Consider the following 18,528-nt stretch of genomic DNA (forward strand, 5'->3'; position numbering starts at 1 on the left):
AATTCCGGTGTCGGAACTGAAGCTTGAGTCAGTAAAGTTGCAGGAAGAAATTAGCCAGCTGGAACTACAATATGAAAACAAGATTTTGACTGGAGTTGATACCTGTTTTCGATTTATACTCCTCTATTTTGAAGTTAGGCTTGGTAACCGAGCCTTTCTAAAAACTGGTCGTCCTCTGCCAATTAAGGAAGACATGCTTGGTTTTTTAGATTCAGTTCGATTTTTTGGGATGCCAGATACGGTAAGACAGGCACTTTACCATTGGAAAAGGGGTGAATGGCAAATTCAACTGGTAAGTTATCATCCTACAGGGAAGGAGATGCTTTTAGCGCAAAGTCAAGGATACCGATTAACAACGATTGATTGGGATGCTGCAAAGTCAGGAGAATTGATCGAAGAGAAACGGGACGCATTCGAACATTTATTACACGATTTAGCACATGCTTATATGTTTTTTAGAGAAGATTATGATTATCCCGGGCAAGTAAATTTTTTTAAGAATATGTATTTAGAATTCGATCAGTTTGAATCATACCTTCAGTCAGATGACCTATTTAGAAAAAAATTTGAATACTGCATCTCGGATATGAACTCACATCCTGCTCATCTCATGTCCTATTGGACGGCGATCAAAAGAGAAGCAGGAATCATTACGAGCCAATGAATTGAAAATGAGTAGAAAGATTTTATTTTTCTTTATTTTCGGATGCGTCATCTCCTCTGTCACTGCAGAAGGAGATTTAGAGGTCCGCGTTCAACTCGTTCGTAGTCAAACAGGCAAGCCTATAGCAAATGCGACCGTTGTCTCAAAACAAGGAAAGACGACCGCAGTGACAGATTCTGAGGGAAAGGCGATCCTGCGTTTTCCCAGTGTGGGATACTATGAAATTAAGATTATTGCCGGTGATAAGATCGAGACCACATCGAAAGAAATTCGTTATAAAGGACAATCCTTACTCATTCCTATAAGTGAGATTAGCTCTAGTGGAATCTTTGTTAGTGGAGAGAGAGACAAAACCGTTTTGTCGAGATATGGTTTAAATCAGGAAGACATCAAAAGGATTCCTGGAGTGGCTGGTGATTCTTTAAAAGCCATACAGACCATCCCTGGTATCTCCGTAGGAGTGCCCGTCGGAGTTTTGCCCACAGTTTTTACGAATGTCGGTGCAGGCCAAATTAGCGGAAATCCATATTCAAATAGTGAAAGAGGAGATCTTTCTCTTCGCGGCGGGGGAACGAGACAGAACCAATATTTTTTTGATGGTTTCCCTCTCCCTTATCCATTTCATATCGGGAATCAATCTTCCGTCTTAAATAATAATCTAATCAAATCCTTCGATGTATACAGTGGATCGTTTCCTTCTCGTTATGGTTTTGCCACTGGCGGGATCATCGCCATTGAGGGAACTGATAAGGTTGAAGAAAATAAAACAGTAGTGAACGTAAATTTCTTTTTAAGTGACGCATATAACCAAACAAAACTTATGCCTTCCCTTTCTATGATAACATCTGGTCGGAAAAATTATCCAAACTTTGTTTTATTACAAGCTTACCCACAGGGTATCCCGCAGGATGCAAAGTATGCAGAGTATCAAGATTTCCAATGGAAATTGATTTGGGATATGCACAATGATCACAAATTGACTTTTCAGACGTTTGGAACGAGAGACAGACAAGCGTATACAAAACAGCAAGCTAGTTATGAAAGAGGAGGAGAAGACCCGAGGCCACCTACTGGTCTTGATCGAGGTTTCCGAACTGATGCGGTTCGTTATATATGGAAAGGGAAAACATTTAGAAATACTATTTCTTACTCTAGAACTGAGTTTAATGAATTTTTTGAGTTGAGAATATCAAATCCGGCTACTGCAGAAAATATATTTGGTCTCCAAAATCGTACGAGAGATACTCTGACATTCGCCGAACAAAGATTTGAGTGGGAGCTGATAGAGGAACATTTAAAATTTGAGTCTGGCATTCAGGCTCGGTCAAAAGAAACAAATTTGAAAGGCGAAAATATTACATCTAACAATCGATTGTTTGGTGATATCTTTAACAACTTACTAAATTCAAGCTCTCAGTTCCGTTCCGTGATTGATGGAGATCGCATTCGATACAAGGAAGCCTCAGCCTATGCTGAGTTCCAGGGAAAATGGAATGGATTTAGACTCAGTCCGGGCGGTAGAGTTGATAGTTATAGCGGATCGGGTGAAGTAAACCTCTCCCCACGAATAACAGGCGGTTATGTTTTTGAAAATACAAAAACGAGTATACTTGGGGGGCATGGTGTACATTTTAACAGCCCTGTTTCCGTCGAACAATTGTCTAGGCGATCAGGTAATCCAAATTTATTTATGGAAAGAGCCGAGCATGATTCCATAGGGATCCAACAAGAGTTTTTGCAAGGTTGGAGTATAAAAATAGAAGGCTTCCGAAATATATTTCAAAATATTATCGTTGCAGATAACTTTGCAGTTGATCCATATTCATTGAATAATGATTTGCGAATCTTTGCAAATGATCCAACAAAGGCCATCAATAATCCTTTAACGCCTAGAAATTTAAATTATTCAAATTCAGGTTATGGTCATTCGGAAGGAGTGGAAATATTTTTAAAGAAGGCAAGAGATCCCAAAGTAGAGTCGGGTGCATTTGGATGGATATCGTATACAAATTCCATAACGAAACGTGTTAACAACCAGGCACGAAGAACTTCTGATGAGAACACGAATCGAGCCCTATTGAATGGTTCCCGACAACTCCTCGCGCAAACCAAGGTCGGAACAAACTACGTAAATTATTATGATGATAACCAAGTTGAGGTCATCTATAACAACGATCGAGAGGAATTATATGACCTCGATCGGAGGCATATATTGAACTTTGTTTTCGGATACAAATTTAATAGAGATTGGCAAATCGGAGGAAGGTATAGATATTTTTCTGGCGTACCATATACTCCGATTATCAATGCAAACCGTGCAGGGGAGGCATCAACGTTTGGGATCAATTTATATTTTCCAGAATATTCTAAAAACTATAATAGCGATCGACTGCTTCCTTTCCACCAAATAGATATTCGGATTGATGCGTTTGATCATTACTCTTGGGGTTATATTAATGTTTATCTCGAGTTTGTCAATTTTTACGGCAGAAAGAATCAAACAGGATATAATTTTGATAATTTGAAAGCATACCAAAATGGAGTGAACCCAAGTTCTACATATGATACAGTGAACTCTCCCTATATAGAGTCGCAACGACCAAATGGAAGCCCTATCAATTTACCTCTCATTAATTTAGGGATGGAGGTACGGTTTTGATACAAAGAATATGTTTACTTTATCTGATTTTAATAGTTACCTACTGTGAGGATGGTGAGACTAAACTTGAGAAACAAAACAAGTTTCAAACAGAATTTCTCATTACCTTAACACGTTATAGAGAAGAAGGCAATTGTCGAAAGAGTATACTTGCAGAGAATCTTGTGGACAAAACGTTGACATGCAGTCGTAAACCGAGAGGCTACTGTTCCATCAACCAATCGCTTATAACCCAAGGTGAGATCAATTTTCTGATAACCGAAGGGAAAAAAGTGAAAGACCGTAATTCAAATTGCGAGACAAGTTTTCTTCAATCGGGCATTTTGCTTTTAACGGCAACGACTGCCAAGGATGAAGAGAGTATAAGATCGAAACATGAATACGTCACCGTTTCTAACTGCGAAGATGATGGATTCATTTTGAATGAGAATGTTAGGTTAGCAACTTTTTCAGAAATTCAATTGATTGAATCGGCAAGAGGAAGGATCGGTCGATCCGCAAAGTTATTATCCTTGAGTTTGCTTACAACTGCAAGCATCCGTGAGAAGGCAAAACTTTGTTTAGAACAAGAATATTCAGAAAATGAAATAGATTTTTTTAGTAATTTGGTGGCAGGAAAGGTTTTATTAGAGGTCAGTAAGTAAATTTCTCAAAATTTAGAATTGAGTTTATCATTGTCTTTATGCCGATCTTTATCTCGCTTTGTATTTTTTTCAATTGTCAAATTGATACAGTCTTCTAAAGAATAACCCATTTGATTTGCAAGACAGGTAAGTACAAAAAGTATGTCGCCAATCTCTCCAGGTATATTTTCTTTACTCTCTCCTTTTTTGAAGGATTGCTCTCCGTACTGTCTCGCCATTAGCCTCGATAGCTCACCAACTTCTTCGACGAGTATGGCGAGATTTGTTAACTCAGAAAAGTAACGGACTCCGATGGATTGGATCCAAGAGTCTACTTTTTGTTGCAGCTCATTGAGTGTTAGGTCATTTTTTTCCAAAGCGACGTTTTAGCTCCATGCCAAAAATTTTGGAGAATGTTTCCATTCCTTTTCGATTCAAATGGATCAAATCAAAACAATATTCTCCATTGTCAGTGATACCAAGTGATGTTTGAAAATCAAGCTGGTCCAAGGATTGGTGTGGGTCAAGGGCATTGGTTAATCCTTGCTTCCAAATTTCCATTCTTTCCGTGCTATTTAATTTACGAATCGCAGAAGAGTAAGGTGCGAAGACGTCGATAATGTGAATCTTTCTGTCACCTATCATAGAATACATCTTCCTTAACCGTCCAAAATATCTTCGTGTGTTTTCTGTCTCAAATGATTCTTGGGGAACACTCTTGGCAATGCCACAAGTTTCATAAATCATTCTTCTATGATCGGGATTTGAGCCGAGTGGAATCGGCATAGTGGAATCAGGTCCGGTGATTTTTAAACATTCTTCAACCGAGTCAATATGGTATGGACCCATCGATTCTATATTTGGGTTTTCATAATCCCAAGGGTTTCGATTCGGGTTTTTATTCCTTCGAGCAATGGCTTTGATCCGTTCATTGAAATTGATCACCATATCAGCAAGATCTTTTCGGTAAGCGATTGATTTGGATGCTAAAAACAGATAGTCTGTGAATGTTATATTATATCCAAATTCTCTCGCAAGTTCCATGGCTCGAAAGTTGCCGACCTCACTCATCATGACTAAAGTAGGCTCGACAAGATGTGGTCTATCCACCCAAGCCATACCGGGTTCCAAAACGTGAATGATCGTATGAACATTCGGAAATGAGGATAAATGTTTTTCCAAGAGCTGGTGTTGGACAATGATTTCCGATCCACGTACGGCAATCGACTGTACTTTTTCGTTTGTGGACGCAAGTTCTTCGTTTAATATTCGTACGCTAATGCCCTCAAAGGCAACAGAAGTTCCAACGATGAGAATTGTTGGATCCAGTATTTTCCTGCTCTTCAGAATGTGGTCAGTGACACGATTGATATTAGCCGCATAAGAATTCTTTTTTAAATACGTTCGATAAATTCCTAGTTGGAATAGAAGTTCGAAAAAAAGGAATATGCCAACTGCCAATAGCAGTCTTTTATCTACGAGAAAGTTTAAGAAATCTTTTAATTTCATAGGTACCTAAAACTGAAAATAAAGAAAATTTTGACTCTCGGTGATTCCAAATAGCAAAAGTAGGTAAATATTAACCACAACAAATGCAGTAAATTTAAATCGATTGCCTGTGAATAGAGTCGGGATGGGACGCCTGGAAAACACATAAGTGGCGATAAAACATATGAATATGAGGATACCATATCTATAATTAAGCCAACGATACATCGGAATCGCATTATCATTTAAAAAGAGCAATCCCCTCATCATATACCAAGCTTTGTCCATATTCTCTGCTCGAAATAAAATAAATCCGAAGGAAAGACAGAACATGGTAAAGATACGCGCAAAGATTTCATAAACCTTACCCCCTTTTTCATTGAGAGTCTTAGCTATATTTGTATCACTATAGTATTTATGAACTAGTAACATCACTCCCTGCCAAACACCCCAACTTACGTAATGGTAGGCTGCTCCGTGCCAGAGACCTGCAAACAACCATGTGATCATAATGTTTCTAACGTACATGAATTGGGAAACGCGTGATCCGCCGAGTGGAATATAGATGTAGTCTCGGATCCAAGTAGAAAAAGAGATATGCCATCTAGACCAATGGTCAGCGATATTTCGACAGTACATAGGAAAATTGAAATTAGGATTGAATTGAAATCCGAAAAGTCTTGCCACTCCGATAGCAATATCCGTATAACCAGCAAAGTCGAAGTAAATTTGCCAACCAAAAGCGAGCGCCCCTGTCCAAAGCTCTATTGTATTGGCATTCTGATAGTTTAAAAATACGGAATCTACCACCTTCCCAAGGTTATCTGCAAAAACCATTTTCCGAGTCAACCCAATGAGAATCAAGGCAAAGGCGGATTCGATATGTTCTTTGTACACAACAAGCCTATGGTCTAAGTCTCTAAAAAAAGTTTCTGCTCGAACAATGGGTCCAGCGACGAGTTGCGGAAAAAACGCGACATATAAGGAAAAATCTAAGAAAGATTTTCGTGCTTCAATTTTCCCAAAAAAAACATCGATTGTGTAGCTCATCGATTGAAAAGTATAAAAGGAAATGCCTACAGGCAAAATGATATTTTGCGCTTCAAAATGAAAGTCGTTCCAGACATTGATATCATTCAGTAGACCGAGTAAAAAGTTAGTGTATTTAAAGAATCCGAGTGTACCCAAATTTACAACAAGAGAAAGAATTAAAAAAGTCCTACGTCTTAGATCTTCTTTGCTGGATTTTTCTATGATGAGAGCTGAATAATAGTCAATGACCGTTGAGAACAGCAAAATTAAGATATAAACATTGATTTTAAAGTCACAAAACAGAGTATCAACGAGGAAACCAAATCCTGAGGTACTTCGCGCATCACACTTGATAGAGCTTGGTTGCCAAGCCATGTAAAAATAGTAACTGGCGAGAAGAAAAAAAAGTTTTTGCCAACGTGATTTTAAGAGATTTCCAATGATGATCGTGATTGGGAAAAAAATTAAAAATTCAACGGAGTTAAATAGCATTTTTAATGTTACCTATGATAAATCTGTTCGTCTGCAAGTTTTAAAACCGGACCTTGAATGCCTTCAATGTATCCGAATTTAGGTCCGATGGATCGCGGGAGAGTGGAAAACGCAAAGTTTGTTAAGAAAAAGAAACCAGCTAACAAGAAATATGTAGTATGAATTACCGATTTTGAAAATTGTGCAAACATTGTGGATGAAAATGATTTCAAAATGTAGAAGTTTAGGATCCAAAGTGCAATCGTAGTACCTACCCAAAATTCAAAAAAGTATCCTTCCCACCAAGTATAAAAACAAATGGAAGGAATGAGCCAAAAAAACATCAATAGAAGCTCTGTTTTAAATTGTTTCCAAAGGTTGCGAAAATTAATGAAACCCATTGCTAAAGTGAACATCCAAAAGAGTGCATTTAAATTATAGATTAAATGATCTTTGGCAAAAAAATTTGAAAAGTCCACTCGTAATTTAGGCGTCACATTTTGGAAAACGAGAAAAGCATCGCCGATCCCTCGGTAAAAGTAAAGAAAATAGTTCTTTTCTCCAACACTCGTTCCCCAGCGGTTGATTGCTGCATACAAGAACATCCAAAAAGTAAAATGTTTTTCGTCGATCGGGCCAAGACCTCGCTTCAAGATTACAAATCCTACGAAAAGGTAGGAAACGATAGTTGCTATTCCTAGTAGTAATAGGTAGATAAAAATGGTACGCATTTTTATCCCAAACGATTTACCTTTACTCAGAATTAATGCCATGGGAACAATCCCAAAGTGGATTACATTGGATTGGTGGAAATAAATAGTAAAGAGCTGAAGAAACCAAAGGAAAATTAGGTGCCGTTTGGAAAGACCGAGTCTATAAAAAAAGACGGTAAATAAAAATAAGAGAGCTATTAGGCAGGAATGAATTAATGGCGTATCATTATGAAGACTATAAAACCAGAAAGCTTGACTGAATTGGATGACCAGCATCAAAAGTAAGGCGACGATATAATCCTTGTAAAGTTTGTGAAACAACCAGGTAAACGTTCCTAAAAACAAAAGCGAAGCTGCTAGTATCCTCAATCGTAAGAAGAACATAATATCAGTTGTGGGATAGATGGATTGGATCCATTTCCAATAAAGAAGTCCTGAGGATTCAAAACCTAGATGGTGCGGGTTAAAGAATGCAGATTCAATCCGATTTTTCTGGATGTTGAGAGCATAAACACAAGAGTCCCAATCAAAGGTTCTCGAAAGATACCGCAGATGAAATAGACAAAGCAGTAAGAGTACGATGAATAGGAAAACTTTTTTCAAGTGAGTAAAGCCGTTAACGTTTTAGAATTTTATTTAGAACGGGTATATTTTTTCCGTAAGGGAAAAAGAAAGGAGAGCGTGCCAATTCCTTTTCTCCTTTCTTCCAGAAGATGCGATTGAGTCCAAGATAATTGAGAATGCCTGAGTGTATCCATTCTACTTGGGTCTCTTCTGGTGAGTATTTGAATTTAGTTAATTTCTCACCAAATCCATGTTTCTGGATCATCCAAATTTCATCTCTGATGATATAAATGCGAGTAGACCAATTTGTTAAAAGGTTACTAAGGTCCCATAAAAGAGAGATAGCTAAATAGAAAAAAACAAAGACACTCAAATATTCATAATATTTCATATTGTCTAGAAAAGGGATTTTTAAAACTTTTGTGATTTCAAGTATCCCGACAAACCAATAGAGAAAATCACTCAAATAATGTATATATTGGAAGAGTAAAAATAAAAAGAATGAAACAAGTCCAGATATCACGATCAAAGGTATCCGATTAGGATTGATTTTCTCGTACAATGAGGTTCCAAAGAAGGCGACCTTTTTACGTGATTTCCATTCATTCAAAGAGAATAAAATTCTTGTTAGCTTGTGTTTCATGTAAAGATTTCCTTTTCTAATAGCGTTGCTGTTTTTTTCCAAGACCAATCTTCTTTCGAAAAGAGGGGCTTTCTTGTTTTTGATGGACTACGAGAAATTTTGCTAAATGCATTTTCCCATGCTAAGGTCTCATCTGGTTTAACGTAGATATCATTTTTATCATCGAGAATTTCCTTAAAAACAGGAATATCTGAAGCAATGCATTTTTTATTTTCGATCATTGCTTCTAAAAGTGGCAAACCAAATCCCTCATGCAAAGATGGAAAAAAGAAAGCTTCACATTCAGAGATGGCCTGACCTAAGACATCGTCCGTTGGGTTCTCAAGGAAAAAAATAGAAAGCATTTTACTTTCATCTGAAAGTAAGTAACGATACAGTTCTTCGCCTTCGCTTCCCCAACCGCGTCTTCCTAATATGAGTAAACTGTGTTTGTCTCTTGGTGATTTTTTCTGAAAATTTTGGAAAGCCGTGATGAGTCTTTGGATATTTTTTCTCGGCTCGAGAGTTCCAACGGTAAGATAAAAATTATCTGGCAAGATTCCTTTTGTTTTTTTAAATTTACGTCTCTCCACACCAGGATAAATGACAGTACATTTCCGCGCTTCTTTAGGATAATATTTACTGATTTCATTTTTTGTATTTTGGGACAAACAAAAGATTTTGTCCGCATTTTGCAAGGTAATAGGGGAAAATATTTTATGTTGGTAATAATTCCACCTAGCCATCGTTTCTTTGGCAGACTGGAAATTCAAATCATGATAATTGACATAGCTTGGAATCCCTAATTTAAAAAAAGGTAACATTTGTAAGGTCCCCCAAAAGCGGTCGATTTTATGTTTCCGGATTCTGAAGGGGAGTATCAAATTTAAGTAGAGAGGGCCAGGGATGGATCTAGATTCGATCACATTTTCCACGTTTTCTGCTGTCGCAATATCATTGAAAACAGGATGGAGTGGCTTATTGCTAAACAAGAAGAAACAATCCCGTTTTCTTGAGATCAGTAAGATTCTCAATGCTTCCGCTAGATAGCGTGAATTTCCAGTGATTCCGTAGGCCAAAGGCCTTGCATCAATTCCTATGTTCATGGATTTTTAAAGAGTCTCTCAGAATAAAAATATAAAGGGCGATACCGGTGTAGAGCAGAATCGAAAGCATTAAAAAAATCCCTTCTACGACACCGCCTACAAAAGTTCTGTGAGTGATGAGCGGAAGTGCAAAGATGAAACCTAATGAAATTTTTTCTTTTTTCGAAAAGTATCCGACTTGGTACTTCGATAGAAGCAAATAAGCAGGAAAAATGCAGATGACAAAACTATGAATCCAACTGATCCCACTAAACAGTGCGGAGGCGAGAAAAAGTAAGCTGGTGATCTCCCATTTTCTATCTTTCATTTTCAAGAGATATAAGAGAGGCATACCAAATCCAAGAATGATGAACATTTGTATCAACTTTACGGTTCCCAATTCTAGACTCACATATGGCATCCGGTATAAAGGTTGGTTTACAAAATCCGCGCCACTGATGAAATATTTTGCAAGGGTGGAGGGAAGACTTTGGTTGTTTTTCCAAGATCTAAGCAGTGGGTTTGAGAGTGCATTGCCAAGAACTTCATCGATCCAAAGTTTTGACATCGCTAATGTATACGTCGGATTGTAGAGTGCAGGTAAGGCATTCCAAAAAATCATCCCAACGGCAAACCATAACATGGCTTTGAAACGTCTTTCATAGAGGAATATAGCGAGGAATACAAGCGGCGTAACTTTGACGCTTGTTGCGAGTGCCAGTAAAAAGCCAGCGCTGATATCGTTCTTAACAGTAAGAGATAGTAAAACTAAAAAAACAAGCAGTAGACCCACCTGATTGTTCTGCAGATGGCTTTCCAGATATCGAAAGTTAACCAATAGGACAAGTACCAAAACCCATTCTATATTTTTTAATTTGATTTTAAATTTTTCTGGTTTGGAGAATAAGTATAAAACGCCACATAACGCAAGGAAGTTTATAACACTATGGACTCCAGATGCAATATTTTCACCAAAGTATGTGAGTGGTAAAAGTAAAAAGGAAAAGAGAGGAGGGTAAATATAAGTGGCTGTTTGGTTTTGCAAATCAGAAAGTAATTTAGCGTTTTCTGGGAGGAACAAATCTTCCCACTTTTTGATCGTATTTTGAAGTTCGTAAGCGACATCAAACTTATATAAATTTTCGCCAGATTGCCAACGTTCGCTGGCATGGTAGTAGTCGAGAAAGTCCGATTTCTGCGAAACACGGCTGAGCCCATTGACTAGAAAAAGGGCGAGAAGAGCAAAGAGGGTAATCCGACCGCCAATTTCTGATTTTTGAAATGATTTCCACATACTTCCTACCAATTTTTGGTTTTTCCCCATTATAGCAAGATTTTCCTGACAGTATGAACCTTGAGGAGACCTTAGCTGATTACGATTTCCCCTTGGACGAAAGCCGCATTGCCAAGTTCCCCGTAGCAACTCGAGATGAATCGAAATTGCTCGTATTGAACCGGAACTCAGGCCAGATCACGGACATTGCCCAATTTAAGCAAATTGAGTCGTATCTGGTTCCAGGCGATGTGCTAGTTTATAATGAGACAAAAGTATCGAAGCGCAGAGTTTTTCTTTCTACACCCAGAGGAAGAATCCATGAATCAGTTTTTATCGAATCTCGTGATCCCGAGGGCAAGGAATGGATCTGCATTCTTAAAAACCGAAAGAAATTAAAGTTAGGTGATGTCCTCTTCCCGAGTGCATCCGAAAATCATTTTTGCATCTATTCCGGAAATGAGGGCGATCTGTCCATCCTACAATTTAAAGAAAAAGTAGATGAAATTGATTTTGAAATCTGGGGAAACATTCCCATCCCGCCTTATTTAAAAAGAATGGCTACCAAGGAAGATGAGGAGAGATACCAAACCATATTTGCCAAACAATTGGGTTCGGTTGCGGCACCTACAGCAGGTTTACATTTTACAGAAAGTTTAAGAGCAAAACTCGAAGGTAATGGAGTTCAGTTTTTGCCTGTGCAGTTGCAGATCGGGTATGGCACATTTCAGCCGTTAAATGAAGAACAGTGGCAAGAAAAGAAGTTACACAAAGAAACGTTTGAAGTTACAGCGGAGACTGCGACCATCTTGAACGGCGCGAGAAAAGAAGGGCGGCGTATCATTTCTGTGGGAACCACGAGCCTTCGCGTCTTGGAAACTATTTTTGAGAAAGAAAATCAAGTATATGTGGCAGGCAAAGGGGAAACTGACATATTTATGTCACCAGGTGACATCATTTTTTCTGTGCAAGGTTTGATCACAAATTTCCATTTACCGAGATCCAGTCTCCTGTTACTTGTTAGTACTTTTGTAGGGAAGGAATTAACAATGAAAGCTTACCATCATGCTTTGGAGAAAAATTACCGATTCTATTCTTACGGGGATGCAATGTTACTTGTATGAAAAATGGATTTACAAACTATCGATTCCCCTTAAAATCGAAGGATAAACCATCGTTTTAATATGATTTCCCCACAAAATTCAGTCATCATATCCCTCCTCTCAGGAGTGGGGCTTCTCGCAGTCGTGTCCATAGCACCTGTAAAGTCAACAGACTCAAGTGTACCTATGCTTCCGATCGAAAAGGAACAGATACTGAAAGAAGGAAAATCCAACATCGAATCTAGCCTGATCAAAGAAAAAGAAATTGTGTACTCCTCTAAAAAAGCTCCTGCGCAAGCAGAGTTCCATCTGAACGCATCGATTTCAGAAACACTTCGCCTTGAGGCAACATCCTTTGAAGAAACATTTTTACCTTCGCAGTCAGAGGGAAGGATCTCTTCGATTCGTTCGCAGACGGATTGGGATCTATACGAAAATCGGATCGGAGAGAAAAAAATATTTTTCCAAAAAGACGGACTCGTGATGCGAGCCATCGGGAATCCTTCAAGTCTTTACCCACAGTTCTCTCGGCGTGATTTTTCTCCCGTCGATAGATACACGAGCAGACGCGGAGATGCCTATGAATTGCAATATGCGATCACACCAAACATAGGCGCAGTTGTCCAAGGTAGCAGCTATGACCAGATAGGCGATGATAGATCGCGTGGGCAAAGGAATGTGGCAATGGCTGGTATCTCGTTACAATCTGGAGATTTGTTCCAAGCAAAAGTTTTAACGGGAGATTCTTCGTACGTAAACTCTTCGCCATCCACCACGAGTTTCAATCCTTTAAATCCAAATCGTCCAAATGATATCTCCAGACGAGAAAGGGACGACGTAAAACAACTCTATGAGTGGCAGGCTAACTTTACTCCATCAGATTACTTTAAATTACAAACTTCGGTTTATAACCAAAGAACTGAAAACTCTTTAAACATGTCCTCGCCAGACGGAGGTAAGGTGTCGGTATTTATGGGTGGCAAAAAAGTTCAGTTAAATGTTCGCTATAATTATCTTACCAATCGCAATGGGGCAGGAAATCAAAACGGTCAAATTTTTAATCCAAGCCAGGATTTGGCATCGCTTGGTGTGATCGTTTTTCTAGACCAGTCCCAGAGGTATTCCATTTACGTTGGAAATAATTTTTACAATGTCCTAAACGATCCCGTGAACCAAGTAAAAGATGCCAGCGGAAAATCTCCTTCCACGTTCACTGCCTCCTTTCGGGGGAAAAATCCAGCGTCTACCAAATCGAGTTTTTTCTTCAACGTTCAAAATCAATTTTACAAAGACGGTGCGCTTCTCGGCGTTCCAGGTATGACTCCCCTTGGCATCGTCCAAGGAAAATCCTTTTATGAGTATGCTACTTCCTTGGGAGTAGATGTTGCTTTTTAGAATCCCGATCCTCGTATTTTTATTCGTATTTTCCTGTTTCAGCGGCGATGAAAAAGAATCTCGCCCACAGAAAGTGGTTCTTCCTCCATTGGAAAAGCTCGCTACTTCCCTGTCTGAAAAAGGATTTTTGGTCAATAAACAAAGGCTGATTGTTCTCACCTTTACGGCGACAGATGGCGCTTCGAATATCTATGGGAATATCTTATCTGAAAAGTTGACCACTGAACTTGTAAAAAAAGATAGATTCATGGTGCTTGATCGTATGGTCAATGAGCGCTCTCTCAAAGAAAAGGGTCTAAGTTTGCAATCATCCCCAGATCTTTCCACCTTGCGAAAAATAGGTGAGGTTTTGAACGTGGACGTGCTGGTAACTGGCATCATAAGCCCTTACCAGGATGGCGTTTTCATTAATACCCGACTTATCGAAATCAAATCAGGTCTAATCCTTAAGGCAGAAGAGGTTTACGTCCTGATTGATGGCTGATTTTCTAAAATCGTCCAATTTACTGCCCCTCAAACCAATTTTGGATTGATTCTGCATTTTAAAAAACCATAAATGTATCAAGAGGACAAGATGGCATTTGATATTGAAATGATTCAAGCTCGCTACAAGAAAATGGAAGCGGCGATTACGCAAGCAAGATCGGTAGTTGGGCGACCCCTTACTCTCACAGAGAAAATTTTATACTCCCACCTTTGGGATGGAAACACAAAACAAGCATTTGGTCGCGGCAAAGACTATGTAGACTTTGCTCCGGACAGAGTAGCAATGCAAGATGCCACTGCACAAATGGCCTTATTACAATTCATGCAAGCTGGTCGAAAAAAAGTAGCTGTCCCTTCGACGGTTCATTGCGATCATTTAATTACCGCTAAGGTTGAGTCCGGGAAGGACCTCGGTGTGGCGATGGATGAAAACAAAGAAGTTTATGATTTTTTATCCTCGGTCTCTACAAAATACGGGATTGGATTTTGGAAGCCTGGCGCTGGAATCATCCACCAAGTCGTACTTGAAAATTATGCCTTCCCTGGCGGGATGATGATCGGAACGGATTCACATACAGTGAATGCTGGTGGTCTCGGGATGATCGCGATTGGTGTCGGTGGAGCTGATGCTTGTGATGTGATGGCGGGATTACCTTGGGAGCTAAAATGGCCAAAGGCAATCGGCATCAAACTCACAGGTAAACTAAATGGTTGGACGGCTGCAAAAGATGTCATATTAAAAGTTGCAGGTATACTCACTGTTAAAGGTGGAACGGGAGCGATCGTTGAATATTTTGGACCAGGTGCGGAATCTCTTTCTTGCACAGGGAAAGGAACCATCTGCAACATGGGTGCCGAAATTGGGGCGACGACCTCTACGTTTGCTTACGATGCATCAATGGAAAGATACCTTCGTTCCACAAACAGAGCGGATGTGGCAGATCTTGCCAATCAGTTCAAAGAGCACCTAACGGCAGATAAAGAAGTTTATGCGGATCCTTCAAAATACTTTGACGAAGTGATAGAAATTGATCTTAACACCTTAGAGCCGTATGTCAACGGTCCTTTTACACCAGACCTTGCGACTCCGATTTCAAAATTGAAAGAGGAAGCGATTAAAAATGGCTGGCCACTGAAAGTAGAAGTAGGTCTCATCGGTTCTTGCACAAATTCATCTTATGAAGACATCTCTCGAGCTGCCTCTCTTGCCAAACAAGTGTCAGCAAAGGGATTAAAAACCAAAGCCGAATTCACAATCACTCCGGGTTCAGAACTAGTTCGTTATACGATCAACAGAGACGGTTTTATCGATACCTTCCATAAAATTGGGGCAAAGGTTTTCTCAAATGCTTGTGGGCCTTGTATCGGAATGTGGTCTCGCGTAGGAGCAGATAAAAAAGAAAAGAACACGATAGTTCATTCCTTTAATAGAAACTTCCAAGCAAGACAAGATGGAAATCCAAATACCTATGCCTTCGTAGCATCTCCGGAAATCACCACTGCTCTCGCGATTGCGGGAGATCTAGGCTTTAACCCACTCACTGACTCTCTCATCAATGAAAAAGGTGAAAGTGTGAAGCTAGATGCACCGACAGGTGAAGAACTTCCTAGCAAGGGTTTTGCGGTCGAGGATGCTGGATATCTAGCACCTGCTGCCGATGGCTCAGGTGTTTCTGTCCTCGTAGATCCGAAATCCACTCGACTCCAGTTACTTGCTCCATTCCAAAAATGGGAAGGCACGGATTTAAAGGGACTTAAACTTCTCATTAAGGCCAAAGGCAAGTGCACTACGGATCATATATCCATGGCTGGTCCTTGGTTAAAATTCCGCGGGCATTTAGATAATATTTCTAATAACCTTTTGATAGGTGCGACAAACTTTGCCAATGGTAAACAAAACGAAGTAAAAAACCAGCTCACAGGAAATTACGAACCAGTTCCGCAAACACAGCGGGCGTATAAAGCAGCAGGTTTAGGCTCTATTGTGGTCGGAGATGAAAATTACGGTGAAGGTTCCTCACGAGAACATGCTGCAATGGAACCAAGACACCTTGGCGTTCGTGCTGTACTTGTGAAATCGTTCGCAAGGATCCACGAAACAAACCTAAAAAAACAAGGGATGCTTGCTCTTACTTTTGCAAACAAAGAAGACTACGATAAAATCCAAGAGGATGATGTGATCGACATCGTAGGACTCACTTCTTTCGCAGAAGGAAAACCTCTTACCTTGGTATTAAATCACAAAGATGGCAGTAAAGACGACATCACTGTGAATCACACTTACAACTCACAGCAGATTGATTGGTTCAAAGCAGGTGCTGCTTTAAACCTCATGAAAGCGTAAGTTTCTTTACTCTTAGCACTGGATGTTAGGTAATTTGCCTTCTTCCAGTGCTTTTTATATAACCTTCCTTATATGGCAAAGCCAAAAAGTAAAAAAGTAAATCCACCTGACATAGATGGACCGAAAGATCTGATCTGGAAAGGAGAAGGGTCCAACCGTTCACGTGCCCAACAGGAATTTAACGATGCTTTAAATAAACACCGTGAGACACAAGCTCGCGTAAAAAATATGGAATCGCTCCTCATCAATATCAATCAAAAATATATGAACGAGGTTATTCCTGAAGTAGAATTACAAAAATCGCTTACGAAAAAACGATTTGCACTCATGTGCGAAATTATCATTGAAGAAAAAATTTCATTAAGTAAGCACCAGAGAGACTTCATACGAACCTATTTACTAGAGTTTTGTAATGATTCCCTTAGGGAAGACTATGATTTTTATCTTCCTTTTCTGGAAGCCTTAGAAACTAAATCGGAACGTATGGCGAGGCTAGAGCTAAAAAGGCGAACAGAACAGAAATTAAAGCTTAAATTTGGAATGGATGTAGACCTAGACGATTTACATAGAAGCGATTTCCAAAACGAAGAAGAGAAGAAGGCCCACGAAGAGAAGTATAGAGAATTTAACGAAAAATTTGAAGAATACCGCTCTAAGTTCTACGAAGATGCATATCGCGATCGCAAGAAAGCTGACAAAAAAAAATCAAAAGCCCAATTGGACAAAGAACGTAAGATCATCGATATGGAAAAGTTACTTAGTCTCGATATCAATGCACTCTTCAAAAATTTAGCAAAATTAATCCACCCAGATAAAGAACAAGACCCTGTCCTCCGCGCCAAAAAATCACATTTGATGACAAGCCTTTCGGGCGCAAGAGATACGATGAACATTGCAGAGATTCTAGAAATCAAGATGCAAGTAGATGAACTATTGCCAAACAATCAAATGGATGTTTCCTTCAATGAATCATCTATCCAGAGATTCGTATCCATTATTAAAAGTAAGATCAGAGACCTGGAACAAACAATTGCTAGTCGTTTGTTTTCTCATCCACTTCTTGAGGATTATACAGGTAAAAAGGATAATCCGGAAAGCATTAATAAATATATAGATAAAATCGTAAAAGAAAATAAGTTCTTAACGAAGACATTTGCCAGTGAAGTTGAGAATCTTGAAAATAATCCTAAATACATTAGAGACATCATTCGGGATCTCCAAAGCTTTTAGTTAAAAAATATAATGAAATCATTACTGAAAAAAACAATTATCGGAACAGGAAAAAATGGGAAAAAGTTTGATTCCGAATATTGGAAAGAAATTTATGGGTCTGGGCTTGATGTTGACGGTTCGTATAACGCTAAACAACATGCTGCTTATTTACATGCTCTATTCCAATTGATGGAAATCCCCGTATACAAAATTGCAGATTTTGGTTTTGGGAAAGGCATTCTCCTCAGGGAATTTACAAAGGCATTTGCGCCTGTTAAAGTATATGCAGTGGATGCATCGGAAGATGCCTTCTTTGAACTACAAAAAAAAGATTGGGTAAAGAAGTCTGATAAATACCACGTTTTTCACTCTTCCTTGGAAGACTTTAAGCTAGCTAAACTGGAGAAAGAACCGGTAGAACTCGGCATTTGCAACTCAGTCATTCAATATCTTCCTGACTCTGTGCTTCCAGAGGTGATGGAAAAGTTAGCAAAGTATTGTAATTATTTATATTTTACGGTCCCAACCAAATCCGATTACGACGAAATGAGAAAGGAAATGCAATTTGTAGATCCGTATGCTTTTGAACGTAGCCAGAAGTATTACAGAAAACTAGTATCTCGCGACTTTGAAGTTGTAGGATACAATCTCCTCCAAAGCAAATGGTTAGGAGAGAAGGGATTTAAAGAAGAATTCTTCCGTATCTAAGGACAAAGAAATTTCTTTACGTGCCGCATTGGTGAGATAGACTATAGCTTGACACCAGGTCAAAAATGCAAAAGACAATTTGTTTC

The 18,528-nt window shown here is 39.1% G+C and carries 16 protein-coding genes; 9 read left to right on the forward strand and 7 right to left on the reverse strand.

Features of this window, described 5'->3' with window-relative positions:
* The first annotated feature begins 7 nt into the window (after positions 1 to 7).
* Genes EHQ58_RS04385 through EHQ58_RS04395 form a run of 3 tightly spaced genes read left to right on the forward strand, consistent with a single transcriptional unit; the run spans position 8 to position 3,967 of the window.
* Entirely contained in the window at positions 8 to 664 is a 657-nt protein-coding gene (locus EHQ58_RS04385) for a hypothetical protein (RefSeq protein ID WP_246047132.1), read from the forward strand.
* Positions 665 to 671: 7 nt separating this feature from the next.
* Positions 672 to 3,323, forward strand: coding sequence for a TonB-dependent receptor (locus tag EHQ58_RS04390; RefSeq protein ID WP_210412775.1), 2,652 nt, complete (start codon positions 672 to 674; stop codon positions 3,321 to 3,323).
* A complete protein-coding gene (locus EHQ58_RS04395) occupies positions 3,320 to 3,967 on the forward strand; it encodes a hypothetical protein (protein ID WP_135622442.1) in 648 nt (215 codons plus the stop codon). The genes EHQ58_RS04390 and EHQ58_RS04395 overlap by 4 nt, the downstream gene beginning before the upstream one ends.
* Before the next feature lie 5 nt (positions 3,968 to 3,972).
* Here EHQ58_RS04395 and EHQ58_RS04400 read toward each other — a convergent pair whose 3' ends face one another.
* Genes EHQ58_RS04400 through EHQ58_RS04430 form a run of 7 tightly spaced genes read right to left on the reverse strand, consistent with a single transcriptional unit; the run spans position 3,973 to position 11,245 of the window.
* On the reverse strand, positions 3,973 to 4,323 hold the full coding sequence (locus tag EHQ58_RS04400; protein ID WP_135622446.1) for a nucleotide pyrophosphohydrolase: 351 nt from the start codon (positions 4,321 to 4,323) through the stop codon (positions 3,973 to 3,975).
* Complete coding sequence (locus tag EHQ58_RS04405; protein ID WP_135622449.1) at positions 4,310 to 5,455, reverse strand: hypothetical protein; 1,146 nt, start codon at positions 5,453 to 5,455, stop codon at positions 4,310 to 4,312. The genes EHQ58_RS04400 and EHQ58_RS04405 overlap by 14 nt, the downstream gene beginning before the upstream one ends.
* Positions 5,456 to 5,461: 6 nt before the next feature.
* Positions 5,462 to 6,958: an MBOAT family O-acyltransferase gene (locus EHQ58_RS04410; RefSeq protein WP_135622452.1), complete on the reverse strand. Its 1,497-nt coding sequence runs from the start codon at positions 6,956 to 6,958 to the stop codon at positions 5,462 to 5,464.
* Between the two features lie 8 nt (positions 6,959 to 6,966).
* Positions 6,967 to 8,253 carry a hypothetical protein gene (locus EHQ58_RS04415; RefSeq protein ID WP_135622455.1) on the reverse strand — a complete coding sequence of 429 codons (1,287 nt, stop codon included), beginning with the start codon at positions 8,251 to 8,253 and terminating at the stop codon, positions 6,967 to 6,969.
* Positions 8,254 to 8,266: 13 nt separating this feature from the next.
* Entirely contained in the window at positions 8,267 to 8,857 is a 591-nt protein-coding gene (locus tag EHQ58_RS04420) for an LIMLP_18675 family protein (RefSeq protein WP_135622459.1), read from the reverse strand.
* The gene (locus tag EHQ58_RS04425) at positions 8,854 to 9,942 is read right to left on the reverse strand and encodes a glycosyltransferase family 4 protein (protein WP_135622462.1); all 1,089 of its coding nucleotides are present in this window, start codon (positions 9,940 to 9,942) and stop codon (positions 8,854 to 8,856) included. The genes EHQ58_RS04420 and EHQ58_RS04425 overlap by 4 nt, the downstream gene beginning before the upstream one ends.
* Positions 9,926 to 11,245, reverse strand: a complete 1,320-nt coding sequence (locus EHQ58_RS04430) for a glycosyltransferase family 87 protein (RefSeq protein WP_246047134.1) — start codon at positions 11,243 to 11,245, stop codon at positions 9,926 to 9,928. The genes EHQ58_RS04425 and EHQ58_RS04430 overlap by 17 nt, the downstream gene beginning before the upstream one ends.
* Before the next feature lie 23 nt (positions 11,246 to 11,268).
* Here EHQ58_RS04430 and queA point away from each other — a divergent pair, with 23 nt between their 5' ends.
* The 6 genes from queA to EHQ58_RS04460 all read left to right on the forward strand — a co-directional run bounded on the left by queA (position 11,269) and on the right by EHQ58_RS04460 (position 18,442).
* Positions 11,269 to 12,318 (forward strand): tRNA preQ1(34) S-adenosylmethionine ribosyltransferase-isomerase QueA, encoded by a 1,050-nt coding sequence (queA, locus tag EHQ58_RS04435; RefSeq protein ID WP_135622465.1) that lies wholly within the window; start codon positions 11,269 to 11,271, stop codon positions 12,316 to 12,318.
* 60 nt (positions 12,319 to 12,378) lie between these two features.
* Positions 12,379 to 13,692, forward strand: coding sequence for a hypothetical protein (locus EHQ58_RS18885; RefSeq protein WP_246047137.1), 1,314 nt, complete (start codon positions 12,379 to 12,381; stop codon positions 13,690 to 13,692).
* Positions 13,682 to 14,176 carry a FlgO family outer membrane protein gene (locus EHQ58_RS04445; protein ID WP_135622468.1) on the forward strand — a complete coding sequence of 165 codons (495 nt, stop codon included), beginning with the start codon at positions 13,682 to 13,684 and terminating at the stop codon, positions 14,174 to 14,176. The genes EHQ58_RS18885 and EHQ58_RS04445 overlap by 11 nt, the downstream gene beginning before the upstream one ends.
* Positions 14,177 to 14,266: 90 nt before the next feature.
* On the forward strand, positions 14,267 to 16,522 hold the full coding sequence (locus EHQ58_RS04450; RefSeq protein ID WP_135622798.1) for an aconitate hydratase: 2,256 nt from the start codon (positions 14,267 to 14,269) through the stop codon (positions 16,520 to 16,522).
* A gap of 72 nt (positions 16,523 to 16,594) precedes the next feature.
* Positions 16,595 to 17,752: a hypothetical protein gene (locus tag EHQ58_RS04455; RefSeq protein ID WP_135622472.1), complete on the forward strand. Its 1,158-nt coding sequence runs from the start codon at positions 16,595 to 16,597 to the stop codon at positions 17,750 to 17,752.
* Positions 17,753 to 17,764: 12 nt separating this feature from the next.
* Positions 17,765 to 18,442: a class I SAM-dependent methyltransferase gene (locus tag EHQ58_RS04460; protein ID WP_135622475.1), complete on the forward strand. Its 678-nt coding sequence runs from the start codon at positions 17,765 to 17,767 to the stop codon at positions 18,440 to 18,442.
* Positions 18,443 to 18,528: the final 86 nt, after the last annotated feature.

Origin of the sequence: Leptospira ognonensis (assembly GCF_004770745.1) — a bacterium.
GTDB lineage: Bacteria > Spirochaetota > Leptospiria > Leptospirales > Leptospiraceae > Leptospira_A > Leptospira_A ognonensis.

Coding starts and splice junctions, on each gene's coding strand:
- EHQ58_RS04410 (WP_135622452.1), bottom strand. CDS start 6,958: ATGCTATTTAACTCCGTTGAATTTTTAATTTTTTTCCCAATCACGATC.
- EHQ58_RS04455 (WP_135622472.1), top strand. CDS start 16,595: ATGGCAAAGCCAAAAAGTAAAAAAGTAAATCCACCTGACATAGATGGA.
- queA (WP_135622465.1), top strand. CDS start 11,269: ATGAACCTTGAGGAGACCTTAGCTGATTACGATTTCCCCTTGGACGAA.
- EHQ58_RS04460 (WP_135622475.1), top strand. CDS start 17,765: ATGAAATCATTACTGAAAAAAACAATTATCGGAACAGGAAAAAATGGG.
- EHQ58_RS18885 (WP_246047137.1), top strand. CDS start 12,379: ATGATTTCCCCACAAAATTCAGTCATCATATCCCTCCTCTCAGGAGTG.
- EHQ58_RS04425 (WP_135622462.1), bottom strand. CDS start 9,942: ATGAACATAGGAATTGATGCAAGGCCTTTGGCCTACGGAATCACTGGA.
- EHQ58_RS04390 (WP_210412775.1), top strand. CDS start 672: ATGAGTAGAAAGATTTTATTTTTCTTTATTTTCGGATGCGTCATCTCC.
- EHQ58_RS04450 (WP_135622798.1), top strand. CDS start 14,267: ATGGCATTTGATATTGAAATGATTCAAGCTCGCTACAAGAAAATGGAA.
- EHQ58_RS04430 (WP_246047134.1), bottom strand. CDS start 11,245: ATGGGGAAAAACCAAAAATTGGTAGGAAGTATGTGGAAATCATTTCAA.
- EHQ58_RS04420 (WP_135622459.1), bottom strand. CDS start 8,857: ATGAAACACAAGCTAACAAGAATTTTATTCTCTTTGAATGAATGGAAA.
- EHQ58_RS04405 (WP_135622449.1), bottom strand. CDS start 5,455: ATGAAATTAAAAGATTTCTTAAACTTTCTCGTAGATAAAAGACTGCTA.